Annotated in this window: 1 pseudogene; it reads left to right on the top strand. The window is 48.7% G+C overall.

The annotated features are described in order from the left end of the window. A pseudogene (locus tag GRC12_RS45035) lies at positions 1 to 218 on the top strand (hypothetical protein); the annotation flags it as partial. Between the last annotated feature and the right edge of the window lie 240 nt (positions 219 to 458).

Below are 458 nucleotides of genomic sequence, written 5' to 3'. Positions count from 1 at the left end.
GTATTAAACGCATCGCGGAAGCGGCATGGCAGGTGAACGAATCTACCGAAAACATCGGTGCTCGTCGTTTACACACTGTTCTGGAGCGTTTAATGGAAGAGATTTCCTACGACGCCAGCGATTTAAGCGGTCAAAATATCACTATTGACGCAGATTATGTGAGCAAACATCTGGATGCGTTGGTGGCAGATGAAGATCTGAGCCGTTTTATCCTATAATCGCGTTCAATCATTTTCATCATTGTTTGATGGGGCTGAAAGGCCCCATTTTTATTGGCGCGTATTATGACTGAACAACAAATTAGCCGAACTCAGGCGTGGCTGGAAAGTTTACGACCTAAAACCCTCCCCCTCGCCTTTGCTGCAATTATCGTCGGGACAGCGCTGGCATGGTGGCAAGGTCACTTCGATCCGCTGGTCGCCCTGCTGGCACTAATTACCGCCGGGCTATTACAGATC

This window comes from Streptomyces griseorubiginosus, assembly GCF_017614965.1.
GTDB lineage: Bacteria > Actinomycetota > Actinomycetes > Streptomycetales > Streptomycetaceae > Streptomyces > Streptomyces griseorubiginosus_B.
Note: the sequence above shows the minus strand (reverse complement) of the source record. Positions and strands in the feature narration are given on the sequence as shown.